Origin of the sequence: Enterobacter sp. UCD-UG_FMILLET (genome assembly GCF_000762975.1) — a bacterium.
Classification (GTDB): Bacteria; Pseudomonadota; Gammaproteobacteria; order Enterobacterales; family Enterobacteriaceae; genus Enterobacter; species Enterobacter dykesii.
On record NZ_JRJC01000036.1, the window covers coordinates 192,423 to 211,811 of the forward strand.

At 52.2% G+C, this 19,389-nt stretch carries 17 protein-coding genes and 2 pseudogenes; 5 read left to right on the forward strand and 14 right to left on the reverse strand.

The window, feature by feature from the left end:
* Positions 1-75 precede the first annotated feature (75 nt).
* The 3 genes from araH to araF form a co-directional block, all read right to left on the reverse strand.
* Complete coding sequence (araH, locus tag LA04_RS15985) at positions 76-1,062, reverse strand: L-arabinose ABC transporter permease AraH (RefSeq protein WP_047652353.1); 987 nt, start codon at positions 1,060-1,062, stop codon at positions 76-78.
* A 14-nt stretch (positions 1,063-1,076) separates the two neighbouring features.
* Complete coding sequence (araG, locus tag LA04_RS15990; protein ID WP_047652354.1) at positions 1,077-2,591, reverse strand: L-arabinose ABC transporter ATP-binding protein AraG; 1,515 nt, start codon at positions 2,589-2,591, stop codon at positions 1,077-1,079.
* A gap of 69 nt (positions 2,592-2,660) precedes the next feature.
* Positions 2,661-3,650 (reverse strand): arabinose ABC transporter substrate-binding protein AraF, encoded by a 990-nt coding sequence (gene araF / locus LA04_RS15995; protein ID WP_003859687.1) that lies wholly within the window; start codon positions 3,648-3,650, stop codon positions 2,661-2,663.
* A 787-nt stretch (positions 3,651-4,437) separates the two neighbouring features.
* Between araF and LA04_RS16000 the strand changes: the two genes are divergently transcribed.
* Together LA04_RS16000 and LA04_RS16005 are read left to right on the forward strand one after the other, a co-directional pair.
* Complete coding sequence (locus LA04_RS16000) at positions 4,438-4,941, forward strand: non-heme ferritin-like protein (RefSeq protein ID WP_047652355.1); 504 nt, start codon at positions 4,438-4,440, stop codon at positions 4,939-4,941.
* Positions 4,942-5,533: 592 nt separating this feature from the next.
* Positions 5,534-6,877 (forward strand): anaerobic C4-dicarboxylate transporter, encoded by a 1,344-nt coding sequence (locus LA04_RS16005; RefSeq protein WP_047652356.1) that lies wholly within the window; start codon positions 5,534-5,536, stop codon positions 6,875-6,877.
* A 42-nt stretch (positions 6,878-6,919) separates the two neighbouring features.
* Here LA04_RS16005 and LA04_RS16010 read toward each other — a convergent pair whose 3' ends face one another.
* Positions 6,920-7,171 carry a DUF2766 family protein gene (locus LA04_RS16010; protein WP_008500405.1) on the reverse strand — a complete coding sequence of 84 codons (252 nt, stop codon included), beginning with the start codon at positions 7,169-7,171 and terminating at the stop codon, positions 6,920-6,922.
* 108 nt (positions 7,172-7,279) lie between these two features.
* Positions 7,280-7,363, reverse strand: coding sequence for a stress response protein AzuC (gene azuC, locus LA04_RS24500; RefSeq protein WP_014884364.1), 84 nt, complete (start codon positions 7,361-7,363; stop codon positions 7,280-7,282).
* A 234-nt stretch (positions 7,364-7,597) separates the two neighbouring features.
* Here azuC and yecR point away from each other — a divergent pair, with 234 nt between their 5' ends.
* The 3 genes from yecR to tyrP all read left to right on the forward strand — a co-directional run bounded on the left by yecR (position 7,598) and on the right by tyrP (position 10,100).
* Positions 7,598-7,936 (forward strand): YecR family lipoprotein, encoded by a 339-nt coding sequence (gene yecR / locus LA04_RS16015; RefSeq protein ID WP_047652357.1) that lies wholly within the window; start codon positions 7,598-7,600, stop codon positions 7,934-7,936.
* A gap of 203 nt (positions 7,937-8,139) precedes the next feature.
* Positions 8,140-8,637: a non-heme ferritin gene (ftnA, locus tag LA04_RS16020; protein ID WP_023336146.1), complete on the forward strand. Its 498-nt coding sequence runs from the start codon at positions 8,140-8,142 to the stop codon at positions 8,635-8,637.
* A gap of 251 nt (positions 8,638-8,888) precedes the next feature.
* On the forward strand, positions 8,889-10,100 hold the full coding sequence (gene tyrP / locus LA04_RS16025; protein ID WP_047652358.1) for a tyrosine transporter TyrP: 1,212 nt from the start codon (positions 8,889-8,891) through the stop codon (positions 10,098-10,100).
* 119 nt (positions 10,101-10,219) lie between these two features.
* Here tyrP and LA04_RS16030 read toward each other — a convergent pair whose 3' ends face one another.
* The 9 genes and pseudogenes from LA04_RS16030 to LA04_RS16070 form a co-directional block, all read right to left on the reverse strand.
* Positions 10,220-11,593 carry a hypothetical protein gene (locus LA04_RS16030; RefSeq protein WP_047652359.1) on the reverse strand — a complete coding sequence of 458 codons (1,374 nt, stop codon included), beginning with the start codon at positions 11,591-11,593 and terminating at the stop codon, positions 10,220-10,222.
* Positions 11,593-11,850: a PAAR domain-containing protein gene (locus LA04_RS16035; protein ID WP_047652360.1), complete on the reverse strand. Its 258-nt coding sequence runs from the start codon at positions 11,848-11,850 to the stop codon at positions 11,593-11,595. Before LA04_RS16035 ends, LA04_RS16030 begins: the two co-directional genes overlap by 1 nt.
* Positions 11,850-12,452, reverse strand: coding sequence for a hypothetical protein (locus tag LA04_RS16040; protein WP_442854769.1), 603 nt, complete (start codon positions 12,450-12,452; stop codon positions 11,850-11,852). Before LA04_RS16040 ends, LA04_RS16035 begins: the two co-directional genes overlap by 1 nt.
* A pseudogene (locus LA04_RS25290) lies at positions 12,340-12,795 on the reverse strand (T6SS immunity protein Tli3 family protein); the annotation flags it as partial. The pseudogene LA04_RS25290 and the gene LA04_RS16040, both read right to left, overlap by 113 nt.
* A gap of 3 nt (positions 12,796-12,798) precedes the next feature.
* Positions 12,799-13,404: a hypothetical protein gene (locus LA04_RS16050; RefSeq protein WP_442854770.1), complete on the reverse strand. Its 606-nt coding sequence runs from the start codon at positions 13,402-13,404 to the stop codon at positions 12,799-12,801.
* Positions 13,292-13,747 (reverse strand): annotated as a pseudogene (locus tag LA04_RS25295) (T6SS immunity protein Tli3 family protein); the annotation flags it as partial. The pseudogene LA04_RS25295 and the gene LA04_RS16050, both read right to left, overlap by 113 nt.
* 3 nt (positions 13,748-13,750) lie before the next feature.
* Complete coding sequence (locus LA04_RS16060; RefSeq protein WP_047652363.1) at positions 13,751-14,461, reverse strand: T6SS immunity protein Tli3 family protein; 711 nt, start codon at positions 14,459-14,461, stop codon at positions 13,751-13,753.
* 16 nt (positions 14,462-14,477) lie between these two features.
* Positions 14,478-16,640, reverse strand: a complete 2,163-nt coding sequence (locus LA04_RS16065; protein WP_047652364.1) for a T6SS effector phospholipase Tle3 domain-containing protein — start codon at positions 16,638-16,640, stop codon at positions 14,478-14,480.
* Entirely contained in the window at positions 16,640-19,150 is a 2,511-nt protein-coding gene (locus LA04_RS16070; protein ID WP_047652365.1) for a type VI secretion system Vgr family protein, read from the reverse strand. Before LA04_RS16070 ends, LA04_RS16065 begins: the two co-directional genes overlap by 1 nt.
* Positions 19,151-19,389: the final 239 nt, after the last annotated feature.

Consider the following 19,389-nt stretch of genomic DNA (forward strand, 5'->3'; position numbering starts at 1 on the left):
CGCCAGTTTTACTGGCGGGGCGGTTAAGGGGTCAACTATGGTTATAAGTTGAGCAATAAAAGACGGGGAAAAGGGTTACACGGTACGCTTCGCTTTTTGCTTGTAACGGTCGAAAATCACAGCTGCCAGCAGGATCAGGCCACGAACCACGTACTGCGAGAACGGCGAAATATTCAGCAGGTTCATGGCGTTCTCCACCGTCCCTAAAATCAGGATACCGGCCACCACATATGAGATTTTTCCGATGCCGCCCTTGAGGGAAACGCCCCCTAAAACGCAGGCCGAAATGACGATCAGCTCGTAACCAATAGAGGTCATCGGCTGGCCGCTGGTCATACGCGAAGCCAGAATGATCCCCGCGGCGGCAGAAACCAGCCCTGAGAGCACGAAAATAATAATCTTGGTGCGCACCACCGGCACCCCGGCCAGACGGGCGGCCTCCTCGTTACCGCCAATCGCCAGCGTATTGCGGCCAAAGGTGGTCCGGTTGAGCAGGAAGCCGAACAGGATCAGGCAGGCCACGGTCAGCAAGATTGGCGCAGGCAGACCCAGCCAGTTGGCGTAACCCAGGGTAAAGAAGCGCTCGTCTTCAATCCCCACCGCTTTACCGTCGGAGATGATATAGGCCAGCCCGCGGACAATTTGCATTGTCGCAAGCGTGGTGATCAGAGCGTTAATCTTCAGGCGTGCGATAACAAAACCGTTCACCAGACCGCTGATGACGCCGAGTAGCAGACCAGCCAGAACGCCAATCCACAGGCTCTCGGTCATGTTGATCACCACTGCCGTCGTGACGCCCGCACAGGCAATAACCGACGCCACCGACAGGTCAAAATCGCCGGAGGCCAGGCAGAACAGCATCCCGCAGGCCACCATCCCGGACATGGAAATGGCCAGCCCCAGCCCTTTCATATTAATAAAGGTGGCAAAATTAGGGACAAAGATCGCGCAGGCGAGGAACAGCGCGGCAAAGACCACCAGCATGCCGTACTGATCCCAGATACGCCCAAAACTCAGCGCCGACTTCGACTTCGGCGCTCCGGATGTAGTAACAGAGGACATCATTAACTCCTTACTCAGGCGACAGCCTGGCTGACTTTAGGCATGGCGAGGTTCAACGCCTGTTGTTCATTCGCCTGTTCATGAAGTAATTCACCGGCAATTTCGCCTTCACGCATCACCACAATGCGGTCGGCCACGCCAAGCACCTCCGGCAGATCGCTGGAGGCGAAGAGCACCGCCACGCCGCGTTTTGCCAGCTCATAGATCACGTTATAAATTTCGTGTTTTGCCCCCACATCGATACCGCGCGTCGGCTCGTCCAGCAAAATGACCTTCATGTCTTCCGACAGCCAGCGGCCTAAAATCGCCTTCTGCTGGTTTCCGCCTGACAGATTCATGATCAGCTGTTCCGGACCCGGCGTTTTGATGTTAAGCGAGCGAATATGGTGGTCGGCGTTGCTCGACTCCCAGCCATCGTTTATCAGGCAGCCTGCGCGAATAAACTTGCGGCGAGCGGAAATATTGATGTTGTCGCGAACCGAATGCACCGGAATAATCCCCTCGGCTTTACGGTCTTCCGGGCAGAGCATCATGCCCGCCCTGATCGCGTGAGCCGGTTTCTGGATATCGACCCGTTCACCGTCAATAGAAACCTGCCCTTCGGTAATGCGGGTACCGCCGAACAGGCCTTTCATTAATTCACTGCGCCCCGCCCCCACCAGACCAAACAGCCCGACAATTTCGCCGCTGCGAACCGATAACGAAATCGGCGTGCGCACGCCCGGCGCTTTGACGCTGTCCAGACGCAGGCGTTCAGGGCCGTACTGGCGCGGCTGCCAGTGATAAATATCCCCCAGATCGCGCCCGACCATCGCCTGAACAAGCTGGTCATGGTTAACCTGCTGCATATCGGTAAAGGTGCGCACATAGCGCCCATCTTTAAAGACGGTGATGGCGTCACTCAGGGCAAATATCTCTTCCATGCGGTGCGAGACATATAAAATCGTACGGCCTTCCTGACGCAATTCGCGGATCACGCGGAACAGATTTTCAATTTCACGCGCAGAGAGCGAACTGGTGGGCTCATCGAAGGCGATAATTCTGGCGTTACGCGCCAGCGCCTTGGCAATTTCAACCATCTGCCACTGGCCGATGGAGAGATATTTCAGCGGCGTCTGGGGATCGACGTCCAGACCCAGGTGTTTAAGCTGCAGCCCCGCTTCATAATTAAGTAGCGAACGATTTACCACGCCGCCTTTGTGCGGGAGCTGACCTAAATAGATGTTTTCCGCCACGGTCATCTCAGGAATGAGGTGCAGCTCCTGATAGATGATCGCCACCCCGGCATTGAGCGCCGCCGTGGTATCGGCAAACGCCACCTCTTCGCCGCGAATGGCCAGCGTGCCGGTCGTAGGCGCGTAGTTGCCGCTGAGGATCTTCAACAGCGTGGATTTCCCCGCGCCGTTTTCCCCCATCAGGGCGTGGACCTGGCCGGCATAGCAGTCGAAGCTGATATCGGTCAGCGCGTTAACACCGGGGAAAGTTTTCCCGATGCCGCGAAAAGAGAGATACGGATCAGACTGTCGCATAACGTCTCCGTGATTCCTGTAGTGTGTACGTCTGGCCCCTCACGATGCGAGGGGCACAATCACAGCGTATTACTTACCGCCCAGCCCTTTTTTCGCCAGCTCCTCTTTGAAGTTGTCGCGGGTAATCAGCACCACGTCGGTCACTTCGGTAAATTTCGGCGGTTCGGCCCCTTTGGTTACCCAGTTGTAGAGCATCTCACTGGATTTGTAGCCGTGAACGTCCGGGCTCGGCAGCAGAGAACCGTAGAAGCCGGTAGCCTGCGCTTTAGACAGCTCGCTGACGGCGTCAACGCCGTTGATGCCAATCCCGATCACGTCAGGCGCTTTGAAGCCCTGGCCTTCCGTCGCGCGTACTCCGCCCAGCACGGTGTTGTCGTTCATGCCGACCACCAGCCAGTGTTTAACCTCCGGATGCTGGACCAGCATAGAGTTCGCGGCGTCGAATGCGCCCGGGATATCGTTGGATTTGGTTGGGACTTTATAGATCTGTTTTTCCGGGAAGCCGGCCGCTTTCAGCGCGTCCATTGAACCGGTAGTACGACGACGGGCGGTGTCCAGCTCGTCAGCGGTGATAGCCATTACCGCGGTCTCTTTGACATCCCAGCCGCGCTTTTGCATCTCTTTATAGAGCTCCTGGCCCTGGCGTTCGCCGATTTTGGTCGCCGCCATCATGACCAGCGGGACGGTGTCCATCGGCTTGCCTTTGGCGTTAACGAACTGATCGTCAACCGCGATGACCTTCATGTCGTAACCGCGCGCTTTCGCCGCGATTGCCGATCCCAGCTTTGGATCCGGGGTACAGATAACGAAACCTTTTGCACCGCTGGCCGCCAGGCTGTCGATGGCGTTCAGGGTTTTTTCGCCGTCAGGCACGGCAATTTTAATGACTTCAAAACCTAAATCTTTCCCGGCTTTATCTGCGAATTTCCACTCAGTCTGGAACCAGGGCTCTTCGGGCTGTTTTACCAAAAAACCGAGTTTTAAATTCTCAGCGATAGCGGATTGTGACATAACGGCAGCCAGACCGATGGCCGCCAGCGCTTTAGTAAATTTGTGCATGGTAAACTCCAGCTTTAGCATTCTTTTCTGTAGGGAATAAGTGCGTGCTTCTTATTTAATCGGACTTAAAACAAGGCATTAGCGCTTACCTCGTCATAAGCGTTATTGCTGGTGATAGTTTTAGCGGGAAATTAATCATCCATAAGAGAGCCCCATCACACCGCAGAATTACAGTAATTGCGTACATAAATTCAGCGAAAAATGACATAAAAAAGACAGGATTTGTCAGACAAATAGAAGGGGGTTAAGCAGAATTATCCATAAGATTAGCCAAGATATCCCTGATGCCCCTCAGCGGGCAAAACGGCACCTGGCGTTAAACGGGTTCAACATGTTTTTCATCACGAATGTACAATGCACCTGAAAAACGTTATTCCGCAGAATTTGATTTAGCGCAATTTTATTGACACATCATATATTCGAAACGATTAAACCGTATTTCTGTTTTTAACGGAGTAATATTCCAACTTAATATTCCCGAAAGAGCAACAATGCACTCTCACGGTAAAAACCCTTAATTATTATCACTTTAAATAAAACTCCATTCATGGCTAGCTAATTTTATTTCTGTACTATATTAAACTTTGTAATGTATGGTAAACACAGCCTAATTAAGAGTTTTCTTAGACCAAAGACAAGGGTATGCTTATTTATATCGAACACAGGAAGTGAATTTCGGTCGATTTCGCTCACGGCAGAATGTCTATATCTGCTTTTATCTTCGTATTTGCCTGGTGCTCAGGTTAAGCAACGGACATCACGTCCCACAGTCAATAAGGATATGAGTATGGCTACCCAAACGATGATGCAAAAACTTAACGCGCAGATGAACCTTGAGTTCTACGCCTCGAATCTGCACCTTCACTTAAGCGCGTGGTGTGCCGAGAATAGTCTCACGGGATCTGCCACCTTCTTTCGCTCGCAGGCGCAAAGTAACGTCACGCATATGATGCGTGTCTTTAACTTTCTGAAAGCCGCAGGGGCAAATCCTGTCGTCAAAGCCCTTGATGGGATCAACGAAAACTACTCTTGCCTGGAAGAACTGTTCCAGAAAACGCTTGAAGAGTACGAGCAACGCTGCAGCACGCTCAGCAAACTGGCCGATGAAGCCAAAGCGCAGCAGGACATTACGACGCTCAGATTCTTACGCGATATGGACAAAGAGCAGCAGCAGGATGGCATGCTGCTGAAGACGCTGGCGGATGAGATCCATCACGCGCAGCAGGCGGGTTTATGTCCTGAGCAGACCGACCGTCATCTGCTCGACATTGTGTCGGTGCAGCAACACTGAGTTTTTTAATCTGCTCCAACCGGGCTGAGGGTTTCCCAAGAATTTATTAACCTGAAGCGATGAATTTTGTTTCAGGCAAGTGAATAACTGACAGCGATGTCCTGGTCCGGCTGTAAATCGCCGAAGCGTTTCCGTTAAGGCCGGGGCGAGGCGCAGGGATGCGCCGAGAGGGTGTGGCCTGCAGGGATGCAGGCTCATGCCCGACCCGATAGCCTGAAGGAATAAGCTGAGGGCACCGCGAAGCGGCGATTTACCGCCGGGAGCCCGGGTCGCCAGGGCGGCGGCGATTGAGCCGCCCTGGCACGTTCACCGGTCATGTCGTTAAAGAGTAGCAAGGAACATGAAGTGAACGGAATGACCACCACAGCCGTATGTTCCCCCTCACCCCAGCCCTCTCCCTCAAGGGAGAGGGAGTCGTCCATGCAGGCATTGTTTTGTGGGGATCCCTCCTCCCACCTGAGGCAGGATTCCTTTTCCCATCTCCAACCATCTGCTTTTGCTGACATTTAACAAATCAGATCTGGCTCCCAATGATTAACCACACAACGTGTGATGATTTATTTAGTTACATAATCATTGACGAGGGAGCATCATGATCACCATTGAGTTTGTTGTCATTCTCCTCTGCCTGCTGACGGGTACGCGTTTCGGCGGTATGGGGCTTGGGTTAATCAGCGGTATTGGTCTTTTTATTTTATGTTTTGTCTTTGGTCTGCAACCGGGTAAACCGCCGGTTGACGTTATGCTGACCATTCTTGCGGTAATTGGCTGTGCGGCTACGCTGCAGACTGCGGGCGGCCTCAACGTCATGATGCAGTTTGCTGAACGTCTGCTGCGCAAACACCCGCAGCACATCACCCTGCTCGCCCCTTTCACCACATGGATGCTGACCTTTCTGTGCGGCACCGGACATGTGGTCTACACCATGTTCCCCATCATTGCGGATATCGCCCTGAAAAAAGGGATCCGCCCGGAGCGCCCCATGGCCGTGGCATCGGTGGCATCACAGATGGCGATTACGGCATCCCCCGTTTCCGTTGCCGTTGTGTCGCTGGTGTCTATCCTGGCGGCCCAGCATGGGATCGGCCACGCGTGGGGGATCCTGGAAATTCTCGCCGTGTCGGTTCCCGCTTCGCTTTTCGGCGTAGCCATTGCGGCCCTGTGGAGCTTACGCCGTGGGAAAGATTTGGCGGACGACATTGAGTTTCAGGAAAAGCTGAAAGATCCTAAGCAGCGCGAGTTTATCTATGGCGGAACGGAGACGCTAATGAATCAGCGTTTCCCTAAACAGGCCTACTGGTCCACGTGGATTTTCTTTGCCGGCATTGCCGTGGTCGTTCTGCTGGGCGCCTTCCCTGAGCTGCGCCCCGCCTTTGAGCTAAAAGGCAAAATGACGGCGCTGTCGATGAACCTTGTCATCCAGATGATGATGTTAATTGCGGGCGCCGTGATGCTGATGGCCTGTAAGGTCAACGCGTCGGCTATTTCCAACGGCGCGGTGTTCAAGGCTGGTATGGTCGCGATCTTCTCAGTATTTGGCGTGGCGTGGATGAGCGATACCTTTTTCCAGGCGCATCTCGACGAATTAAAGCTGGCGCTTGAAGGCGTGGTGAAGAGCCACCCGTGGACGTATGCCATCGTGCTGTTTCTGGTATCAAAACTGGTGAACAGCCAGGCGGCTGCGCTGACGGCCGTTGCGCCGATGGGCCTCATGCTCGGCATCGACCCGAAAATGCTGATCGCCTTTTTCCCGGCGTCATACGGCTATTTTGTCCTGCCGACCTACCCCAGCGATTTGGCCTGCATCGGCTTTGACCGGTCAGGCACGACCCGCATCGGGAAATTTATCATCAACCACAGCTTCATTTTGCCAGGGCTGATTGGGGTAAGCTGCGCGTGCGCGGCGAGCTACCTGCTGGTTCAGACGTTCTTCTAACCGCATAAAAGGGCGACACGTCCCGTCGCCCCTTTCCCTGCTTCAGTGAGACTCACCCTGCGGCGTGAATCGCAGTTCAATCAGCGCGATGGCTTTCTGGATCGCACGAAGCGTAACCGGGTCCGCGGCAGCAGGATGGCTGGCGAAATCGATGTTTTTCAGCTGAGTAGACATCTTCTCGCGCACTTCAACCGGCGCAATCACGTCCAGAACATCAAGAATTTGTTTGATAACCAGCTGGCAGGCGACAACGTCAGAGACCAGTTCCTGATCGGCGCTCAGGTTTTGTGACATGGGATTTTCTCCTTATTTAAAGGCCGCCATAGTAGCAAAACACGCCCCCTGACATCTTCCCTTCATCGCCTGCAGGTACAAAAAAACCCGCCGAAGCAGGTTTTTTTATCAGAACATGGCGCCTGGCGGCACGTCTTTGAACGTGCGGCAGTAATTGGCCCACATGCTTTTCAGGATTTTGCGCAGTTTCAAGATGATGCTCCATTAACTTGTTATACAACTTTATTGTCAACGTGCTTATAATATGACCGTCATCACAAAAATCAATCATTTTGTGATACTCATCACATTTTTATAAGGGATTGGCCTGATAGCACTCTCCTCTGACCCGTTGCGAAGAGTGAGGGCAGATTGTCCGGCTATTCCAGGCATTGCGGCGGGCATCTGCGGGTACGATAACGTATTTCCATCCACTCAGAGCGAACCATGAAAAAAGTCATTGTAGCCGGCACACTCCTGCTGCTCGCGGGATGCAGTATTAACCGCCAGGCTGAAGTCAGCAGCCTCGACGCGCCGAACGGCATCGTCCGCCTCGACTACGGCCAGGCAGCGCTGCAAAATGCGTATTCCGATGAGTATGTAAATAACGGCACGGCGGCAAAAGCGTGTCAGAGCATGGGGTATGCCACCGCCTCAGCCTATGGTCAGCCCATTAAAACCTGCACCCTGACGAGCGGCTCTTTGTGTCTGAACGAGAGCGTGACTATCCAGTATAAATGTATGGGTTACGCCGTTAACCCTAAGTCAAATAATCCCTGGTATTAATCGAAGCTGCCAGCGTTTGCTGGCAGTGTATTTCATTACGAACAAAAACAATTCTCATTAATAAATTATAAAAATTGCCAATGCGTTTTATTCCCATTCGTATTTTAAATACATAAAATAAAAATTTACGTTTTGCATATAATTAAATAACAAATTATAGTGTCGCTCATCGTGAACCAGAAATAATAACCCGGAGCGTCACCATGCTGAAAACTGAAATGATCGATAAGCTCAATGCGCAAATGAACCTTGAGCTTTTTTCATCCCTCCTCTACCAGCAGATGAGTGCCTGGTGCAGCTACCACAGCTTCGAAGGTGCGGCCGCGTTTCTGCGTCGCCACGCTCAGGAAGAGATGACACATATGCAGCGTCTGTTTGATTATCTTACGGATACGGGCAGCCTGCCGCGCATTGAAACCGTGACATCACCTTTCGCTGAGTATAATTCTCTCGATGAACTGTTCCGCGCCACCTACGAGCACGAGCAGCTAATCACGCAGAAAATTAACGAACTGGTTCACGCGGCGATGACCAGCCAGGATTATCCAACCTTTAATTTCCTGCAGTGGTACGTCGCTGAACAACACGAAGAAGAGAAGCTGTTTAAATCTGTGCTGGATAAACTATCTCTGGTAGGGAAATCCGGCGAAGGTCTTTACTTTATTGATAAAGAACTTTCCACGCTAGATACGCAGAATTAATTTCTACGCGGTGCCGGTTTCCGGCACCGCGTTAATTTACCTTCCCTCCCCCGCATCGAAATACCCATTTTATTCCCTGTACGCCCTGTTTACGTCACGCCTGAGCGTCGCCCCACGTCATAGAATTGCCGGCAGCGCAATGCGTAAACTTTTAATTACACTACTTGTAACGGTGATTTGACGAGTTACGGCTTTTCCCTTACTCTGCGCCGCAGATTTTGTTGCGGTTAAGAAGCGTTGTAGAGGAAAGCGTGAAAAACAGAACCCTGGGAAGTATTTTTATCGTCGCCGGAACGACAATTGGCGCAGGAATGCTGGCCATGCCCCTGGCGGCCGCGGGCGTGGGATTTGGCATGACCCTGCTGCTGCTGGGCACGCTTTGGGCACTAATGTGCTACACCGCCCTGCTGCTGCTTGAGGTTTACCAGCACGTGCCCGCCGACACCGGTCTGGGTTCGCTGGCGGCGCGCTATCTGGGACGCTACGGCCAGTGGATAACCGGCTTTAGCATGATGTTTCTGATGTACGCCCTGACCGCCGCCTATATCAGCGGTGCCGGAGAGCTCATCGCCTCCAGCGTCAACGACTGGTTTGGCTCTGAAATTACCCCTGCGACGGGCGCTATCTTCTTTGCGCTCATCGGCGGCGGCGTGCTCTGCGTGGGGACATCGCTGGTCGATCTGTTTAACCGCTTTCTGTTCAGCGCCAAAATTCTCTTCCTGATTATCATGCTGGTGCTGCTGGCGCCGCATGTGCATAAGGTCAACCTGCTGACGCTGCCGCTGGAAAAAGGGCTGGCGCTTTCCGCGATCCCGGTCATTTTCACCTCGTTTGGCTTCCACGGCAGCGTACCGAGCATCGTCAGCTATATGAACGGCGATATCCGCAAGCTGCGCCGCGTCTTTGTTATCGGCAGTGCCATTCCGCTGATCGCCTATATTTTCTGGCAGCTGGTGACGCTGGGCAGCATTGACTCCACAACCTTTATTGGCCTGATGGCGCAACACGCAGGCCTGAACGGTTTTCTGCTGGCACTGCGCGAGGTTGTTACCTCCCCGCACGTGGAGCTGGCGGTGCACCTGTTTGCCGACCTGGCGCTGGCAACCTCGTTTCTGGGCGTGGCGCTCGGTCTGTTTGATTACCTGGCCGACCTGTTCCAGCGTCGCAACACCGCGGCCGGACGGTTGCAGACGGGGGCCATCACCTTCCTGCCGCCGCTCGCTTTTGCGCTGTTTTACCCACGCGGGTTTGTGATGGCGCTGGGCTACGCAGGGGTGGCGCTCTCTATCCTTGCCCTGCTGCTCCCTTCCCTGCTGGCGTGGAAAAGCCGCCAGCAGCATCCTCAGCAAGGGTATCGCGTGGCGGGAGGAAAACCGCTGCTGTGCGTGGTGTTTTGCTGTGGTGTGGTGATTATTCTGGTGCAGATGTTGATTGCAGCCGGGATGCTGCCGGAAGTGGGATAACAAAGGTTTAAGGGGAAACTATCCGCTTTCATAGGGAGAGATTCCCCTTTAATCAATCCCTTATATTACGATTATCACCATCCGGAATGCTGTCGTTAAAATTATTGCTTCATTCATCATCACATCCCCATGTGCTCATAAGCTTTGTCACCATAATACCAGGTAAACAATGCCCCCATCCCAAGGAATAAACCTATTAACAGAACCGCCATTATCGTTATAAACCAGCCGGACAGAGTTTTACCGGCTTCATCAACGCTGGCAATGCTTAACATCAGCCCAAAAAACAACATCAGACCGCCAATCCCGCCAGCTTGCCACGGCAGCGTATATCTTTTTTCTTCGGGGTAATCGGGTTGGCAGGTCAACCGGGAGGATAGCGCGGCCATGGCAAAATGGTTCTGTGCGGACGCGGCCACAAGCTGATCGCCCTGCCCATACATAACCGCATCAGCGGCCAGCGCCAGCATCAGCCACTGATAACCGGCAGAGCGCTCACCGAGCGAAGCCTCAAGCTCCAGCCTGTCCGGCAACACTTTGTTCTCGTCCAGCACTTCCAGCAGCGGATACTTCTCTGTGCGGGATAACCCGGTATACCAGAGTTGCTTAGGCTTGCTGACGGTTTCTGTCCTCAGGTACACGGGCACTTTACTTTCTACGTCTGTGACACCCGTCATCGGCTGATAAAAATAAACCGGTTTTTCTCCTGCTGTTTTGACGTAGTCGTTCGTGAAGAAAAGTGCCGTAACATTTTCCATCTGTTTAGATGCTTCTTCGTCAGAATGCATATCGACGCAGATAAGCAGCCGTTGAACGACGTAGCTTTTCGACAGATTTATCCATTCCGTGACTTGCGTATAGTCCGGGCATTCAGGTAAAAAAGTGATTTTCTTCGTCGCGATCGCAGAACGTTCAAGCACGCGCCGGAGTTCATCGCTACAGGATTCATCCCCGCCCCGAACCCACACCAGCGCTTCAATCTGCTGGTACCGAGAAAGTTTCCCTGCCATGGGCTCCAGAACGCGGGATACTGCCTGCCCGGCCCTCGTGAAATCGAACGATTCTTCCAGCTCGATTTTCAACGACATTTTAGCGGCCAGCGGAAACTCTCCCTCAAGTTTCAGCATTCTCAGTGCCAGTTCCTTTGTTGCCTTTGGTGGAGTGAGTACGGACCAGCCAGCAAGGGTAATATTCCCCCTGGCAAAGCTGACAACCTTGTATTCCTGCCGGGCGGCAATCAGCAGCCTCGTTTCCATGTAGTGCCTCATGCCGTGATACACGACAGACCACATCTGAACGAACCCCGTCAGAAAAACAACGGGAATAACAACGGACTGGGCAAGAAAATCGAGATCAACATGTTTATTACCCGGCCAGGTGACTGCCCGAACAGCAATACCGATAATCACGACGATCACATATAGGATAAAAACTGCCAGATAGGGGTAGTCTTCTTTAAATTCGTCCTGTTCAGGATACAACCACCAGTTCATCACACAGCCCCCGCAACAGGTAGCGTGGTCCGGATAGCACAACCACACGCCGCTTTACAGCCGTCCACGACCACGCCGCGGTCATTCATCGTCCAGGTTGGGTGGCATTCGTTGATAGGGAACGTTCCTTTATGCTCCGTACACGTCACTTCATCGCCTTTCAGAGCCACAGGCAGGCCCATAAATTGCGCGCCTGATGCCTTAATCACTTTCCCGCCGCTTACCAGCGGGTCATTGAGTCGAATTACGCCGTTCATTAGTATCCTTTCCTTCCTGCATCCATATCGCAGCGCATGTGGTCCCAGCCGGTATAGCCTTTTACTTCCGGGACTTTATCGGGGAGGTCCTGATAGTTCGTTTTAAACTGGACAGTATCTTCTTTTAGACCTTGTTTGGTGATGTAATCCAGCCCCCAGGCAGGACCAGAAGAATTAGGCTTTAGGTGATGTATAGCGCCATCTGACGCGGTATATGTAATCCCAGATCCACCGGGCAGAGTACGCGGGTCATCAAACGGTTTTGACGACATATACAGCCGGTGTTTCGTCTGTAAAAAACCCTGATCGTTGACGACTGTGAAAGAAATAATATCGTCATAGGACGGTTGATTACTTCCATCTGGTTCATTTGGACCTACTGAAAAAAATTGAGGTACCCACGTCCGCCCATAATCTTTGGAAATCATGGTTCCAGGAGAATCCCAGGTAGGAATTGCTATGTAACGCTCTGAAGGATGGACAAATTTCTTCATCAAACGGTTTTGACGACATATACAGCCGGTGTTTCGTCTGTAAAAAACCCTGATCGTTGACGACTGTGAAAGAAATAATATCGTCATAGGACGGTTGATTACTTCCATCTGGTTCATTTGGACCTACTGAAAAAAATTGAGGTACCCACGTCCGCCCATAATCTTTGGAAATCATGGTTCCAGGAGAATCCCAGGTAGGAATTGCTATGTAACGCTCTGAAGGATGGACAAATTTCTTAGTGAAAATCCGGTAAAACTGGCTGACGGGCTCGGTGTGAATGCCTCGTTGCGTATCCGTATACCAGAGTTCGCCCTCGCAGTCCCAACCTTTCAGTTCCAGATAGCGGTGATCGTCAAAACGATAAACCACCTGCGTCGGCGGCTCTTTCGCCTGGCAACCCGCTGCTATAAATACAGCTGCAGCTGTCAGACCTGTGCATAATCCTTTCATGCTTTATCGCCCCGCATCCATATCGCAACGCATATGATCCCAGCCGGTATAACCTTTTACTTCCGGCACTTTATCGGGGAGGTCCTGATAGTTCGTTTTAAACTGCGCCGTATTCTCTTTCAGACCTTGCTTGGTGATGTAGTCCAGCCCCCAAGCAGGGCCAGGAAATCGAGGTTCCAGCTTGCCGTTTACTTTGCTCCCCATACCATCATCCACGGTATACTCAATCCCTGGACCACCGGGCAGAATACGCGGGTCATCAAACGGTTTTGACGACATATACAGCCGGTGTTTCGTCTGTAAAAAACCCTGATCGTTGACGACTGTGAAAGAAATAATATCGTCATAGGACGGTTGATTACTTCCATCTGGTTCATTTGGACCTACTGAAAAAAATTGAGGTACCCACGTCCGCCCATAATCTTTGGAAATCATGGTTCCAGGAGAATCCCAGGTAGGAATTGCTATGTAACGCTCTGAAGGATGGACAAATTTCTTCATCAAACGGTTTTGACGACATATACAGCCGGTGTTTCGTCTGTAAAAAACCCTGATCGTTGACGACTGTGAAAGAAATAATATCGTCATAGGACGGTTGATTACTTCCATCTGGTTCATTTGGACCTACTGAAAAAAATTGAGGTACCCACGTCCGCCCATAATCTTTGGAAATCATGGTTCCAGGAGAATCCCAGGTAGGAATTGCTATGTAACGCTCTGAAGGATGGACAAATTTCTTAGTGAATATCCGGTAAAACTGACTGACGGGCTCGGTGTGAATGCCTCGTTGCGTATCCGTATACCAGAGTTCGCCCTCGCAGTCCCAACCTTTCAGTTCCAGATAGCGGTGATCGTCAAAACGATAAACCACCTGCGTCGGCGGCTCTTTCGCCTGGCAACCCGCTGCTATAAATACAGCTGCAGCTGTCAGACCTGAGCATAATCCTTTCATGCTTTATCGCCCCGCATCCATATCGCAACGCATATGATCCCAGCCGGTGTAGCCTTTTACTTCCGGTACTTTGTCAGGCTGATTTTGCCAACTGGTCTGAAGTTCCTGAACGGTATCTTTTAGCCCTTGTTTAGTCATATAAACTATTCCCCAGGCCCACCCCGCAGTTCCGGGTTTTATATCTCCTTTTGTTCCATCCTCAAGCTCATATTGAATGCCCGCCCCTCCAGGCAAAATACGCGGGTCATCAAACGGTTTTGACGACATATACAGCCGGTGTTTCGTCTGTAAAAAACCCTGATCGTTGACGACAGTGAAAGAAAGAACGTCGTCGTAATAAGGGGCATTACTTCCATCAGGTTCATTTTCTCCCGGTGACATTGATGCACCACCTTTTACCCACGTTTGCCCATAGTCTTTCGATACTGAAAAACCACCCGTTACATTCCCCCACCAGGGTATGGCAATATAGCGTTCTGAAGGATGCACAAATTTTTTCGTGAAAATTCGATAAAATTGACTGGCTATTTGCGAATGAATGCCTTTTTTAGCATCGACATACCAGAGTTCTCCTTCACAGTCCCATCCCTTCAGCTCCAGATAGCGATGGTCATCGAAACGGTATACAACCTGCGTTGGCGTCCCTTTGGCATGGCAACCAGAAATTACCAGCATCGCCGTTAAGACGATGCCTAATGTGTGGTTTATATTCATGCTTGTCCCCCTGTCATTATTCCCACCACGATTTTTGTTTCACTATTCCCAGATCACCGTCAGATTTTGACTTAGGCATATCCCATTGCAAATTTGCTATTTCCTGATTACCAGCTGATAAATCGCGTGACGGTTTTACGGTTGTGGCGTTGTTAAATTGATTTAGCACGCCAAATTCACCTCTAGGTAAAACCTCATCAGGTTTGTTCATGTAGTTTTTTGTATGTTGTTCGTTGAGTAGTCCTGTTTTGAAATAATCCTTCGCAAATTGGTATCCATTCTGCGGATCGCGCCAGTCGGCACGGTGCAACAGGTCTTCCCAGAATTTACCCGCTTTATAGTCGAACGCCCGGCACTGGCCGATTGCCAGGTCAAACGCCATCGCATGAGACGGCACGCACTCACTCGCCACGATAGAAGAATGCTGGCTGTAACTGACTGGATCTGCGCTCTTCCATTCCTTTTCCAGTTCGTCGCGGGGACGAAGCCAGGTCAGCGTGACGTTCAGAAAGTCCTTCGTTCCTGTCACCACCCCACGAATCACCCTGGTGTCATACCCGATACGCTCTTTCATCCCGAGTGTTTCGACCTGCAGCTCATCGTCTGTCAGTATATGGCCGGGACTCCAGCTAACGCCCTGGTAACGGCTCACGGCATACGTGGCGCTCTCCGTCAGTTTGATGGAATGGGCTTTTGCAGAATACGAAATGTAGGCATCTGGGCTGTGCGGCTCGATGCCAGCGGTGTAAGGCTTATCGCTTGTTTTCTTATCGTTGTTGAGATGATTATTCTGCCCCTGGAGTGCAAAGATAAACGTCTCCGGCAATTCTTCCCCGTTCACAATCACGCCAGATCCCGAAGCAGGATAATTGGTGTTAAGGGGTCCGCTGTAAGCCGCATCCCCCGTCATGCGCGCAGGCAAAGTAAACTCTTTTCCTGTCGGAGCCAGCCCTACCTCACCATGCTGGTAAAAGACCCGCTGATATAAATTTGGAATATCGCCAGCGATAGTTTTGGGGATGCCCCGCCAGCCAAAACCCTGAACGTTTGCCAGAGACACGACGCCATCATTAGGACAGAAGTAGTTATAGACTTTCCCGTTATTATCCCTGCAAAACATAACGTTTTTACGTAATGGATTATCGGACGGTTTACGCAGCGTGCAGGTCCCTTCCATTTCCTTCAGCGCAGCGTCATCAAGCACACCGCCTTTGTAATGCGTTGCCATCAGCCGACAGAAATTTTTAAACGTATCCTGCCGGGCTTTATCTGTCTGGTGATGGCCGGGCTGAATATTTTCCGCGGTGCGGGATTCCAGTGAATACGGGGAATGATTCAGGATGACACAGTTCACCGGCTCATAATCTGCCTGCTTGACCAACATATTTGCCAGCATGGTTATGATGGTTCCCTGGCTGTGCGCCACGATATTGATTACATCGTCACGGGTTTCCTGCGTCTGGCGGATCTGAATAATCAAATCAGCGAGGCGCTGAGCGGCAAAAAACTGGTAAATCCGGTGGGGGTTTTCATAGATGGGATGAGTGTAATCCCCGTGATTCATATGCAGTGATGCAAATCCCGCAGCCGCCAGAGCCACACCTCCCGCCCCCGGCCCCAGCATGTCGGGAATATTGGTTGTGGCGTTCGCGAAGGTGCCGCCCCCTTTGGCAAAGTTCGCTTCCAGCGCATTACCAAAGTTATCGTTCTGGTACTTATACGCGCCTTTTCCGTCATTACCCAGATCGGCTTTTTTATCAGCGTTATCTTCCTGATAGGCATCGTACGGCAGGTGAGCCTGGTCTTTCAGCTTACCCACTTCATCCCGGTACCGCTTCTGATCTGCAACATAATCCGCATGGGTGACGGGCTTATACCCCCAGTAAAACGGGATAACCGGTGAACGGCCGGGACGGGTGATTCTGTATTCCCCCCATTCATGGGTGTAAAAGTCTGTGCGGCCAAGACGTTTACTCAGGCCCGCGATAATGCCCTTCTCCTGGTTCTGGTACGCTTCGCCTACATCATTCACGCCGTGGACCAGAATAACGATCCCCGGCATCGGGCGCGGTACGCCCACACGGCAGGTCTGAGCAACTTCCCCCAAATCCCTGTGTACAGGAATATCCCCTTCTGATATTACCCGTGGCGCATACGGGCTTTTCCTCGCTTCCGTCATTACAGTAACTCCATTTTGTAGGTATCCAGGTCATCGGCATCGAGTAACGATGAATGACCGTTGCTGTCCGTAACGCCCTCAACCACGTTTCCGGCCGAGCTGGTCAGCCTGAATTTTTTGTTTGCGAGAATTTGTTCCGGGTCATCTCCGGCGTGCAGCTGGTAGCGGAATTTGAATGCGCCCTTATTGAACGGCGGGACCGTGACCTGCGCGCTTTCCGGACCGTCATACTTAAGGTTGGGTCCTTTCAGTTCGATTCCCGTTGGCGAGAAGATGGTGACCAGTCCGTTCGGACTGACTCGGATCCCGCCGCCGCCACAGACCAGCTGTATGCCCTGTTTGGCACTGCCGTTCAGCTGCCCGGCGGTGCTCGCCATCGTGAAATCTTTCTGCGAGAGCATGTGCATGGCACCACGCTGGGCCTGCGTCGTGATATCCCCGGCACCGGCAATCATCTGGATGCCGAGCTTGCGGACGAACAGCGAGAGTTTTTCCCCCACGGCCAGCGAGAATTTTTTCACCACGTTCATGCTGGCATCCTGTCCTGCTGTTGCGATCAGGTCTTTCCCGGCGGACAGCTGCAGGCTCTGCGGGGTGACGTGTGCGGTACCTTTTTCGGCATACGCCAGAATGCCCGGCCCTGTCAGCTGGTTCAGCACCCGGGACAGCTGGTTTTGCTGATCGGTATCCACATTCCCGGCACCGGCGGTTAAGGCGCTTTGTTGCAGCGTCATCGCCAGCGACAATGCTTTTTCCAGCTGCGCGATGGCGGCCGTCATATCCAGCTGTTGGCCCTGCGCGCGGGGCTGGGCCTCTGTGGTAATGAGCACCCCTTTGGCGGCACGCAGCGCCATCCAGTCATCGGTGCGGGCTTCCACGCCCTGCCCGCGTTTTTTCCCCGTGGCATCGACCAGGTGGCCGACGCTGACCTGTCCCTTGCCGTGCTCCGTGGAAATCTTGATATGTTCCTCACCCCGGCGGTCCTCAAGGCGGATTTTGTTCGAGGCGGCCATGCGGATCACGTTGCGGGTATCGTTGCGGTTTGTGACCAAATCCGGATGGCTGCCGTCATGCATGACGTGCGCGATATACGGCCTGTCCGGGTCGCCGCCTTCAAAGGCGACTGCCACCTCCGTCCCGTCCAGCAGCGGGAAGTGAAACCCAAACACATCCCCGCCGTACGGTCTGCCCAGACGCATCAGCGCACTTTCAAAGCCGTCACGTTTTTCATCAAGGTCAAAATCAAACTTCACGCGGTAGCGGCCCTGCGCATCGACGCCAGCATACGTGGGATCGCGATTAATGGCCGCCACGCGGCCGGGCACGGTTCCGGCTATCACCGGACGCGGCAGATAGTCCGGACGGTAGCTGTAGCCGTGCAGATAGGGAATGCCCTTCAGGACGGCGCGATAGTGCTCCGCGCGGCTGCCGGAGAGCGTCATCGTGGTGACAACGAATCCGGGCTTAAACCCGGCAGGAATATCTCCTGTCAGGTTAAACATCACGCCCGGCAGCAGTTCCGGATCGCTGGTCGTCAGCCCCAGCACGTTCTGATTGTTCAGCAGACGCTCATAGCGCAGGCGCGCGTAAAACGTAGCCGTTTCCGCCTCCTGTCCATAAAAGTCGCCTTCACTCAGAAAATGATCGGCGTAGTGGTACTGTTTGCCGCGGGTTATCCCGTCAGGAATGTCGTTGTCGGTAAGGGTTTTATCCGCCTGCGGAGAAAACGGATCGCGATAGTTGTAGGTGCGGACCAGCACGTTTTCGGGAATGAGCTGGTAGCGCTCTTCGAGCTCGGTAACGTACTCTTCATGACTGGTCATGCCCGAATGACGGACGTATGGCAGCTTTTTATCGCTGAAAACGTAGCGACGGCCCCCGTCACCAAAAATCACCACCGTTTCGGCCGGTACCTTGTCGTGATTTTCAAAGCGAAACCAGATCCCGACTTCGGCCAGCAGGCGGCGGATAAACTGAAGATCGGTTTCTTTCCACTGGATAACCATTTCCCGCAGCGGATAGCTGAAGCCCAGCTGGTCGAAATCGATGTTGTAACCCTGAAAATACCCGCTGTCCTTCATTAACTTCGTGACGAGCTCAGGCACGGTCATGTCCATGTACACGGCCGAACGGTAATTTCGGTCCATCAGCGCCAGTTCATGCTCCAGCACACATTCATACAGCGTTTCATCGGCGGACGACTTCAGACGGGAAAATGACGTGATTACGCCATTTATCTGCCGCACCGGCAGCCAGGGATCCTGATGATGCCAGCCTGCTCTCGGATTCGGGGCACGCAGAATAAACTCGGCCATCTGGTTAAGGACGTCTTTAACCGCGATGTTCGGTGTTGGGCTGGTAAAGCGAATAGTATAACGATAAGGTTTACTGAGTTCTTCTTCCCCGCAAAACGAGAGAACATCAGATAAAACGGTTTTATTTCTGGGAAAATAAAGTAAATAACGATTAAGTGTATCCTGATATTGAACCGTGTCTGATTGTCCTGCCATCGTCAATTATCCTTTTGATCAACCGATAAGATTAATCAAAATATACGCCTGGAGACCGAACATTAAAACCTTATTTCACAGAAAGGGATAAAGGATTTAATTTATTCAACGCACAAATAAACGCAAAATAAACATTCATGAATTAAATGAAAAGATAAAATAAATACCAGAAAGATATATGACAATCCAAGAATACAACTAAGCACTTCGGGGTGTAGAGATCAAAGATATTCGATGAG